Below are 2093 nucleotides of genomic sequence, written 5' to 3'. Positions count from 1 at the left end.
CGCCATGGGCATAGAAATGGCCGCCGTGGAAGTCGGGGTCGGTCACGATGGCGCGGCGCGCCACCTCGTTGAAGGCGATGTTCTGCGCCGACAGGCTGGGCGCGCAGGCCACCACCACCGCATGGCGCACGCGCGCCGGGTGGCGCAAGGTCCACGACAGCGCCTGCATGCCGCCGAGGCTGCCGCCGATCACCGCGGCCAGCGCCGCGATGCCCAGCGCGTCGAGCAAGCGCGCCTGCGCGTCGACCCAGTCTTCCACGGTCACGACGGGGAAGTCCGCGCCATACGGTCGGCCGGTGGCGGGGTTGGTGTGCATCGGGCCGGTCGATCCGAAGCAGGAGCCGGGGTTGTTGACGCCAATCACGAAGAAGCGGTCGGTGTCCAGCGGCTTGCCGGGTCCGACCAGGTTGTCCCACCAGCCGGCGCTCTTGTCCGGTTCGGTGTAGCGCCCGGCCACGTGGTGCGAGGCGTTGAGCGCATGGCAGACCAGCACCGCGTTGCTGCGCTCGGCATTGAGCGTGCCATAGGTCTCGTAGACCAGCGTGCAGTCCGCCAGGCGCTCGCCGCTTTGCAGCACCAGCGGCGCGGTGAACTGCAGCGACTGCGCAATGACGATGCCGATCGAACTCATAGGCTCCCGAGACAAAAAAGCAAACCCGGCGACGCTTTTGCTAGCGAGGCCGGGTCACTGGGAGTGTCGCGGAAACCTCTTTAGCTGCATTTGTTGAGCGCCCGCAATCCGGATCAAATCGGCGCTGTCGATCGATTCTATCGGGCCGAACCGGTCAACTCGTCACGACCGGCTCCGGCGTGTTGAACCCGCCCTCGCGCGGCCTCAAGTCCCGGCCCGGATCGTGCGGAGCTGCGCGAGCACATCTTCCTTCGTGCGGTAGCGGCCGAACTCCGCCTGGTCCTGCTGGCGCACGATGGGAAAGGTGTCGAGGATGTAGGCCGCGTCGTCCTCGGTGAGGCCGTAGAGGTGCATGAACAGCCCGTCGAGCGCGGCCAGCCGGGCGCGGCGGTCTTCGTCGTTCCAGACGAGCGGCGGCAGCACCTGCCCGGCCGCGTCGACGTAACCGAGATCGCGTGCAAACGGCGCGAGGTCGTGGGCGGTGTAAGAGAGGGCCAGCACCTGCGGGATCACGAAGTCGGCCACGGTCGGTCGGTCGTGGTGGCCGTTCATCAGGCCGGTTTCGCGCATGCGGGCCGCAAACGCGGGCGGGAGGGCTTCGTTGAAGCGCTCGGGGGCGATGACGGGGAGTTGCTCGAGGATGTACCAGTTGAGGTGCGTCGTCTGGGCCTTCTGCCGGGCCACGTAGTCGAAGGCCACGGCGTTCAGGTTTGCGAGCAGCAGTGTCGCGCTTGCTGCACTCAAACCATCGTCGATCAGCAGCGGCAACGTGTTGCCGGCAACGCTGCTTGGCACGATGCTGGCGATCATCGTTCGCACGTCGGTCGCGCGGGCGATATCGCGAAAGCCGATCGCCCAGTCCCGCTGCAACGGTTGCGGGACCGCTTCGCCCGCAACCCAGTATTGCGGCGCCGGGAACACTCCAGGGTCGGCCTTCTGCGTCGAGTTCAAGGAGGCGCCTTGCGCCGCGTTGTGGAGGTTGTCCTCGTTCACGGTGACGCTCGCGTGGCGGTGATCGTACTGATGAACCATGCGGCCGACGTACAGCGGCACCGCCTCGCGCTTGCCCTTGCGCCAGCGGTTCAAGGGCGCTGTCGTCCAGCCTTGCGTTTCCAGCTCCTCGCGCTTCAGGAACAAGTGCGAGTCGTTGGTCATGTCGAACATGCGCAGGTACTTCACCGGCCAGACCTTGCGCTCGGGCTGCTGCCCCAGCGCATCGCTGCGTTCGCCGTGGCGCACCAGCACCGGGTGTTCTCGGTAGATGCGGGTCGTGATCGCGGCGTCGCGCGCACTGCGGAAGATCGGTGCGGCGCCGGTGTTGGGGTTGAGGAGTCGGAAGTCCTCGGCCGTCAGGGCGAGCACGCGCTGCGCGTCGTCCAGGTCTTCGAGCCGGTGCAGGTAGAAGGCGCAATGGCTGCGCTCAAACCGGCGCTGCGCCCCACCGAACACCAATGTCGTGAAT

Annotated in this window: 1 protein-coding gene and 1 pseudogene; both read right to left on the bottom strand. The window is 67.2% G+C overall.

Annotated features, from left to right (window positions below; all coding sequences use genetic code 11):
- A partial coding sequence (locus RMO12_RS10455; RefSeq protein WP_309639245.1) for an alpha/beta fold hydrolase occupies positions 1–631 on the bottom strand: 631 nt, incomplete at its 3' end.
- Positions 632–835: 204 nt separating this feature from the next.
- Positions 836–2093 (bottom strand): annotated as a pseudogene (locus RMO12_RS10450) (hypothetical protein); the annotation flags it as partial.

This window comes from Methylibium sp., from assembly GCF_031393925.1.
Classification (GTDB): Bacteria; Pseudomonadota; Gammaproteobacteria; order Burkholderiales; family Burkholderiaceae_C; genus Methylibium.
This window is presented reverse-complemented; position numbering and strand designations above follow the sequence as displayed.